This is a genomic window from Acidiphilium sp. JA12-A1, assembly GCF_000724705.2.
Taxonomy (GTDB): Bacteria; Pseudomonadota; Alphaproteobacteria; order Acetobacterales; family Acetobacteraceae; genus Acidiphilium; species Acidiphilium multivorum.
Map to the genome: position 1 here is coordinate 1 of NZ_JFHO01000080.1, position 7,372 is coordinate 7,372.

General features: G+C 65.8%; 7 protein-coding genes, 1 tRNA gene and 1 pseudogene. 2 read left to right on the top strand and 7 right to left on the bottom strand.

What is annotated here, in order from left to right:
- A pseudogene (locus tag RT91_RS14705) lies at positions 1-198 on the bottom strand (hypothetical protein); the annotation flags it as partial.
- Positions 199-468: 270 nt separating this feature from the next.
- Between RT91_RS14705 and RT91_RS21555 the strand changes: the two are divergent.
- On the top strand, positions 469-1,236 hold the full coding sequence (locus tag RT91_RS21555) for a hypothetical protein (protein ID WP_152982843.1): 768 nt from the start codon (positions 469-471) through the stop codon (positions 1,234-1,236).
- Positions 1,237-1,392: 156 nt separating this feature from the next.
- Here the strand turns inward: RT91_RS21555 and recA are convergent, their stop codons facing one another.
- The 3 genes from recA to RT91_RS14720 all read right to left on the bottom strand — a co-directional run bounded on the left by recA (position 1,393) and on the right by RT91_RS14720 (position 5,264).
- Positions 1,393-2,424, bottom strand: a complete 1,032-nt coding sequence (gene recA, locus RT91_RS14710; protein WP_007423960.1) for a recombinase RecA — start codon at positions 2,422-2,424, stop codon at positions 1,393-1,395.
- Between the two features lie 156 nt (positions 2,425-2,580).
- Positions 2,581-3,606, bottom strand: coding sequence for an aldose epimerase family protein (locus tag RT91_RS14715; protein ID WP_035188020.1), 1,026 nt, complete (start codon positions 3,604-3,606; stop codon positions 2,581-2,583).
- 14 nt (positions 3,607-3,620) lie between these two features.
- Positions 3,621-5,264, bottom strand: a complete 1,644-nt coding sequence (locus RT91_RS14720) for an acyl-CoA dehydrogenase family protein (RefSeq protein WP_035188022.1) — start codon at positions 5,262-5,264, stop codon at positions 3,621-3,623.
- A 100-nt stretch (positions 5,265-5,364) separates the two neighbouring features.
- Here RT91_RS14720 and RT91_RS14725 point away from each other — a divergent pair.
- A tRNA-Gly gene (locus RT91_RS14725) sits at positions 5,365-5,438 on the top strand.
- A gap of 68 nt (positions 5,439-5,506) precedes the next feature.
- Here RT91_RS14725 and RT91_RS14730 read toward each other — a convergent pair.
- The 3 genes from RT91_RS14730 to RT91_RS20735 all read right to left on the bottom strand — a co-directional run.
- Positions 5,507-6,529, bottom strand: coding sequence for a site-specific integrase (locus RT91_RS14730; RefSeq protein ID WP_035188024.1), 1,023 nt, complete (start codon positions 6,527-6,529; stop codon positions 5,507-5,509).
- Between the two features lie 166 nt (positions 6,530-6,695).
- Entirely contained in the window at positions 6,696-7,109 is a 414-nt protein-coding gene (locus tag RT91_RS20730) for an IS5 family transposase (protein ID WP_082468614.1), read from the bottom strand.
- Positions 7,028-7,372 (bottom strand): transposase (locus RT91_RS20735; RefSeq protein ID WP_152982844.1); only part of this gene is annotated, 345 nt, incomplete at its 5' end. The genes RT91_RS20730 and RT91_RS20735, both read right to left, overlap by 82 nt.

Sequence of the window (7,372 nt, forward strand, 5' to 3'; positions counted from 1 at the left end):
GGGTTTCGGCGCGCGCGGCCGGGGCGGCGGCGCGCCGGCGGCGAGGACGGCGAAGCGGGCGGCGGCGCGGCGCAGGCGGGTCCAGAGGAGGAGCAAAAGGGCGCGCGTGTCAGGCGCCAGATTTCGCGCCGCCCCGCGCAGGGCGACGGCCTGGCAGAAACCGTCGATGATGGCGCGGAAGCGGGTGGCGAGGTCCATGAACGGAACAGGAACACGGACGGGCGGGGGTGGGCAAGGATTTTTGCGCCTGTGGGGGCGGTGATATAGAAGGATGAGGGGCTTTGTGACGGCAGGAAACGACCCATCCAGGGCATAGGGCGCCGCTTCCAGCCTTTCTGGAAACATACATTCCCGGTATGCAGGGAGGGCGAAGCGGCTTCAGTTCCGCTATCTCCGCTATGGCTGCGAGCTTATGAAGCTACGACCTAATTATAGAACAGCCGATGGAACGATTGGAAGAAGGAAACAATGGATCAGCTGATTTCTGACGAAGATTATGATAATCTTCCAGAAGATGACGAAAAATGTTTTGTTGAATTTGAGAATAGAATTCACAGTAAAATGAATATCATTTTAGATGATGATCAACGATCAAGTTCGTTCTTTCAATCCATAAAGTCACAATATATGGCTTCGGTTTATAGCGTTGCGGTAGAGTGCGGGATCACAGCTCTTCCTAGTCCGCCAGTATTTTATGAAAACACAGATTTCTATAGTTTTTATAGTCGTTTTGAGCTTGCTGTTCAGGGAGAAGTGGCGCGGATTCGCGTGCGCGGGCGACGCTCTCGTAATTCCGATTCGGTTTTATTGATTGGAAACACGAAGACTATAATCCAACATCACATCTCACGATTACGTCATGTTATCAACGAATCTGACCTCCCAATCTCAAGAAAACAAGCATTAAACAACAAGCTTGATGAATTAACGACAGAGATTGAAAAACCGCGCCTTAGCTTCGGCAAAACAATGGCGGTGCTGAGCTGCGTTGTCGTAGGTCTTTCCACCGTTACAGCGAATGTGGCCACTACCGCTTCTGAAGGTCATGCCGCGATCACCAACATTATGCGTCTTATCGGCTTAGATAAGCAGAGCGAGGACGAAGCGACGTCAAGGCTAGCGCCGCCACAGAAGTCGCTTCCAGCACCGTCCAGTAAAACTGTAAGCGTGCCTCAAACGAAGGTGCATCAAGGGGACACAACCCCCTCAGACCCAGATGATGAAATCCCATTCTGAGGAGTGTATCTCGGGTCCGAGTAGCCACGCGGATTGCCGCTTTCCTCCGTTGCCGTTCGAAACCGGCCATTCCGCTTTCCCCCCAATAGCCGTCATTCCCGTGGCTTTACTCGGGCGGGGACGGCGGCGCTGGGGCGCCGCCGGGGCAGGAGCAAATTAATCGGCGGCTTCGGTTTCGGTTTCGTCGGTGATCATGGCGGCTTCGACGAGGTTGGCCTGGGCGCGGATGCGTTGTTCGATGGAGGCGGCGACGTCGGGGTTGTCGCGGAGGAACTGTTTGGCGTTCTCGCGGCCCTGGCCGATGCGCTGGCTGTCGCAGGAGAACCAGGCGCCGGATTTCTCGACGATGCCGGCCTTTACTCCGAGATCGAGCAGTTCGCCGACCTTGGAGATGCCCTCGCCGTACATGATGTCGAACTCGACCTGGCGGAAGGGCGGGGCGAGCTTGTTCTTGACCACCTTCACGCGGGTCTGGTTGCCGGTGACTTCCTCGCGGTCCTTGATCGAGCCGATGCGGCGGATGTCCATGCGGATGGAGGCGTAGAATTTCAGCGCGTTGCCGCCGGTGGTGGTTTCGGGGTTGCCGAACATGACGCCGATCTTGAGGCGGATCTGGTTGAGGAAGATCACCAGGGTTTTCGAGCGCGAGATCGAGCCGGTGAGCTTGCGCAGCGCCTGGCTCATCAGGCGGGCGTGCAGGCCGACATGGCTGTCGCCCATCTCGCCCTCGAGCTCGGCGCGGGGGACGAGGGCGGCGACGGAGTCGACCACGAGGACGTCGATCGCGCCGGAGCGGACCAGGGTGTCGGCGATTTCGAGCGCCTGTTCGCCGGTGTCGGGCTGGGAGATCAGCAGGTTGTCGACATCGACGCCGAGCTTGCGGGCGTAGATCGGGTCGAGCGCGTGCTCGGCGTCGACGAAGGCGCAGGTGCCGCCGCGCTTCTGCGCCTCGGCCACGGCGTGCAGGGCGAGGGTGGTCTTGCCCGAGGATTCGGGGCCGTAGATCTCGATCACGCGGCCGCGGGGCAGGCCGCCGATGCCGAGGGCGAGGTCGAGCCCGAGCGAGCCGGTGGAAATGACGTCGATCGCCTCGGATTCGCTGCGCGAGCCCATGCGCATGATCGAGCCCTTGCCGAAGGCGCGCTCGATCTGGGCCAGGGCGGCGTCGAGTGCCTTGTTCTTTTCCATCGGTAACTCCTGAAGCGTGTTGGGCGGGCCGGCGTGATGCAACCGGAGCGCGAAATTAGTCTAGCGGGCGCCGGGTTGCCCGTCGAGGATGAGTTTTGCATGAAGAGAACATATCGGCAACACGTTTGGTAAGAATTTATTAACCATTTGTTCTCGTCATGTTCTCGCCTGGTCGGTGGTGAAGCGCCAGACGGTGCTGGAACGGAAGGCTTCGCCGGGGTCGAGCCTGGTGGAGGGAAAGGCGGGGCGGTTCGGCGAATCGGGGAAATGCTGGGTTTCGAGGGCGATTCCGTCGCCGGGGCCGTAGGGCGGCAGGTCGAGCTTGCCGGCGGCGTAGACCTGCACGGCGGGCTCGGTGGTCTCGACGGCGAGGACGCGGCCGGAGGCGGGGTCGCGCAGGAGGGCGGCGGGGCCGATGACGCCTTCGGGCTTGTCGAGCACGAAGCAGTGGTCGAGCCCGGCGCGGGCGGGGCCGATTCGCTGCTGGCGGGTGAGGTCGAGCCAGGTGCCGGCGACGGGGGCGATGGCGCCGGTCGGGATGTTCGCCGCATCGGGCGGGAGGTAGCGCGCGGCGGCGACGGCGATTTCGTGGTCGAGCGCCGTGCCGCCGCCGGCGAGGTTGAAATAGGCGTGGTTGGTCAGGTTGAGCACCGTGGCGCGGCCGGCGACGCGGGCGGCATAGTCGAGGCGGAGCGTGTTGTCCGGCGTCAGCGTGTAGGTGACGTAGACGGTGAGGTCGCCGGGGAAGCCGTTCTCGCCGTCCGGACTGTGCAGGCGGAGGGTGAGGGCGCTGCCGGTGGCGGCGACGATGTCCCACACGCGGTGGCTGAAATTGGGCGCGGGGCCGTCGGCCGGGCCGCCATGCAGGGTGTTGGCGCCCTCGTTGGCCGGCAGGGTGTGGCGGACGCCGTCGAGGGTGAAGGCGGCGCCGGCGATGCGGTTGGCGTAGCGGCCGACGAGCGCGCCGAAATAGGGGCTTTTCGTCTCGTAGTCGGCGAGGGTGGGGCAGCTCAGCACGACATTGGCGAGGCGGCCGCGGCGGTCGGGGGCGAGGAGTTCGTCGACGATGCCGCCATAGTCGAGCAGGCTGACCGACATGCCGGCCGCGTTCGCGAGGGTGATCCGCCGCACCTTCGCGCCGGCGCGCGTGGTGCCGTAGGGGGCGATGACGGGTTCGGGCATGGGCGGTCGGTCCTTCAGGCGTTTGGGCAGGCGTCCGGGATGACGGCGGCGCGGGCAAGGAGATCGGCGTCGCCGCCGGTGGCGCCGGCGGCGCCGAAGGCCAGCGCGGGGTGGACGATGCGCGCGGCGATGAAGCGCTCGGCGACGGCGGCGGGGGCGTGGCGGAGCAGCAGCGCGGCCGAGAGGGCGAGGGCGAGATGCTCGACGAGGCGGCGGGCGACGGGCTCGGCCGATTCGGGGCGTTCGAGCATCGCCTCGACGCCGGCGATCAGCGCATCGAGCGCGGTGTCCGCGCCGCGGGCGGGGGCGAGTTCGGCGGCGAGGGCGGCGGCGGCCTCGGGCGTGCGGGTCAGCGCGCGCAGCACGTCGAGGCAGATGACGTTGCCCGCCCCTTCCCAGACGCCGTTCAGCGGGGCCTCGCGGTAGAGCCGGGCGATCGGGTGTTCCTCGACGAAGCCGTTGCCGCCGTGGCATTCCAGCGCCTCGGCGAGCAGGGCGGGGGCGCGCTTGCAGGTCCAGTATTTCGCGACCGGGACGATGATCCGGGCGAGGGCGGCTTCGGCCGGGTTACGGGCGGCGGCATCGGTCGCGGCGGCGGCGCGCAGGGCGAGCCAGAGCGCCGCCTCGGCCTCCAGCGCCATGTCGGCGAGGACGGCGCGCATCAGCGGCTGGTCGATCAGGGCGCGCTGGAAGGCGCGGCGATGGGCGGCGTGGTGCAGGGCGAGCGAGGTGGCCTGGCGCATCAGCGACGCGGCGCCGAGCGCGCATTCGAGGCGGGTGAGATGCGCCATCTCGATGATGGTGGCGATGCCGCGGCCCTCGGCGCCGACCATGACCGCCTCCAGCCCGTCGAACTCGACCTCGGAGGAGGCGTTGGAGCGGTTGCCGAGCTTGTCCTTGAGGCGCTGGATGCGCACCGCGTTGCGGCTGCCGTCGTCGCGCCAGCCCTGGGCGAGGAAGCAGGAGATCGTCTCGCCGGTGCGGGCGAGGGTGAGGAAGAGATCGCTGGTGGGGACCGAGAAGAACCATTTGTGGCCGGTCAGGCGCCACGAATCGCCCGCGCGGGTCGCGGTGGTGCGGGTCTGGCGCAGATCCGAGCCGCCCTGTTTCTCGGTCATCGCCATCGCGACGCCGAGGGCCGGTTTTTCCGCCGGCGGCAGCGGGCGCGGGTCGTAGCCGGGCGCGAGAATCCGGTCGCGGAAGCGGGCGAGCAGGTCGGGCGCGTGGGCGAGGGCGGCGGTGGCGGCGAAGGTCATCGCCGCGGGGCAGCAGACGCCGGGCTCGCCCTGGCCCCAGAGATAGGCCACGGCGGCGCGGGCGACATGGGCGCCGGGGCGGGGTTCGGTCCAGGCCAGGCTGTGGAAGCGGTCGGCGCGGATCATGCCCATCAGGCGGTGCCAGGCGGGGTGGAAGGCGACCTCGTCGATGCGGTGGCCGAAGCGGTCGAAGGCGGCGAGTTCGGGCGGGTTGCGATTCGCCTCCCGCGCCAGGGCGCGCAGTTCGGGCGAGCCGATTCGGGCGCCGACCGCGGCGAGATGGGGGGCGGCCCAGCCGGCGCCGAAGGCGGAAACCGCCTCGAGAAGGGCGGCATCGCCGGTGAAGGCGTCGTGCGCCGGCGGTTCGCCGGCCTGGTTGAAAACCTCGTGCGTGACGGGCATGGCGGCAGCATAGCCGCGCGGGCGCGGCTTGTCTCGCCCGGCATTGTCCCACCCGGCTCTATTGATGGCGGCGCGCGCTGCGCTTATACCCTGTGGCGTTGCGGGTGTAGCTCAATGGTAGAGTTCCAGCCTTCCAAGCTGGCTGTGCGGGTTCGATTCCCGTCACCCGCTCCATTGATTTCATTAGGTTTTTTCCGTAGACTGTCTGATGCTAGACAGTTAGAAAGTTGGTAGACACTCCCTCATTTTCTCAGCCTGATTAACGAGGGCTTCGACTCGGCCTTCGCCCGTCTTGACGCCCGCCCAGTGGCCCCGGACTGCTTCTTCTGGTTGCCGGCCGCAGTCGCCTCTCGAATGAGTGATCCGAAGGTTTCTGCCAGCTTGTCCTGCGTTTCCACGGCCAGCCGGTAATTATCGGCACCCCGCAGATAAATCTCTAGGTTGCGGTCGGACGTGTGCCCGGTGATGGCCCGGAGGGCGCGGTTCTCGACGCCGAGCATCTTCAGGATCGTCGGTCCGGTCGCCCGCAGGTCGTGCAGCGTGTAGCGCGGCAGGCCCAGGCGCTCGCGCATGTTCCGCAGCGTTTCCTCGGCGTTCACCTTCTTCCACGGCTTGCCCTGCGGTGTAGACAGCAGAAGGTTGTCTACGCCCGGGTAAGCCTCCAACATTTCGGTCAGCAGGGCGGGGACGTGCAGGACCATCCAGCCACCGACACGGCTCAGCTTGGACTGCTGGAACCGCAGCGTCCGGGCCTTCGGGTCATACTGGTCCCTCGTGTAGGCAATCACGTCGCTGATCCGCTGGGCGGTCAGCAGCAGCGCGACCAGCAAGGCCCTGAATGCCGGGGTCGCCTCGGTCAGAACGGTTCTCAGCACATCCTCCGGCCAGGGCCGGTTCTGGTCGGACGGCGGCTCGTCGAAGCGTTCGGATTCCTCCCACGGGTTCACGTCGACGAAGATCGGATACTTCTTCTTGTAGACGTCCCACACGGTTGCCATGCGTGAGCGCAGCCGGTTCCATTCGACCGGACGTTCGGCGTGCTTGTCCCGCAGGTCATCGACCATCCTCACGGTGATGCTCTTGACGATCAGGTGGCCGAAGGCCTCCCGCATCTTGTCGAGCAGGCGGCGATACTCCTTCTGCGAGGACGGCTTCATCTCGCGGTAGCGGGCGCTGGACAGATACATGGTGATCGCGTCGGCCACCGTGCCGCCACTCTCCCGCTCCGCGATGAATTGCTTCTCCGCCGCCTTGTAGGCGGCCATGAAGGCAGGCGAGTTCTCAGGTCCCGGCAGGCTTATGCTGAAGTCTTTGCCGCGCCGGTAATAAAGATACTCGCGCCCTCGCGACCGATACACCTTTACGTTTGGCATCCGGGTCGTAGCCATTGATCGCTTCCTCTGCCTGTGTCTGCTGAACTAGGTTCTGGACTCAACTGATCCACGCGGTGACGGCGAGGACGAGGCAGATCCCGGCGAGGAAGTTTCGTGCGGTCTTGTCGTAACGTGTAGCGATGGCGCGCCAGTCTTTGAGCCTGCAGAAGGCACGCTCGATGAGATTGCGCTTTCTGTAGGCGACGGGGTCGAAGGGCGGTATGGCGCGGCGGTTTGGCATGGGCGAGATCACCGGCCTTGTGCCCTGCCTGGTGAGGAAGGCGCGGAGGTCATCGGCGTCGTAGGCCTTGTCGGCGATCAGGTCTTCTGGCGGTGGCATGGTGGGGAGAAGCGCTCGGGCGCCACTGATATCGGAGGCCTGTCCCGGCGTCAGGAGGACGGCGGCGATGCGCCCCAGGTCATCCGCGACGGCGTGGATCTTGGTCGTCCGTCCACCCCTCGACCGGCCGATGGCCTGGCTTTGCGCCCCCCTTTACCGCCCGCGGCCGCGCGATGTGCCCGAACCGAGGTGCTGTCCACCATGGCGATGCGCGGGGGATCCGCGCAGGCGACAAGGGCCGCGAAGATCTCCTGCCAGAGGCCACGCTGGCTCCAGCGGTTGAACCGGTTGAACACCGTGGTCCGCGGCCCATAAGCCTCCGGAAGTGCGCGCCACCGCAAGCCCTCGCGAAAGCGATGCAGGATGCCACTCAGAACCCGGCGATCGTCCACCCG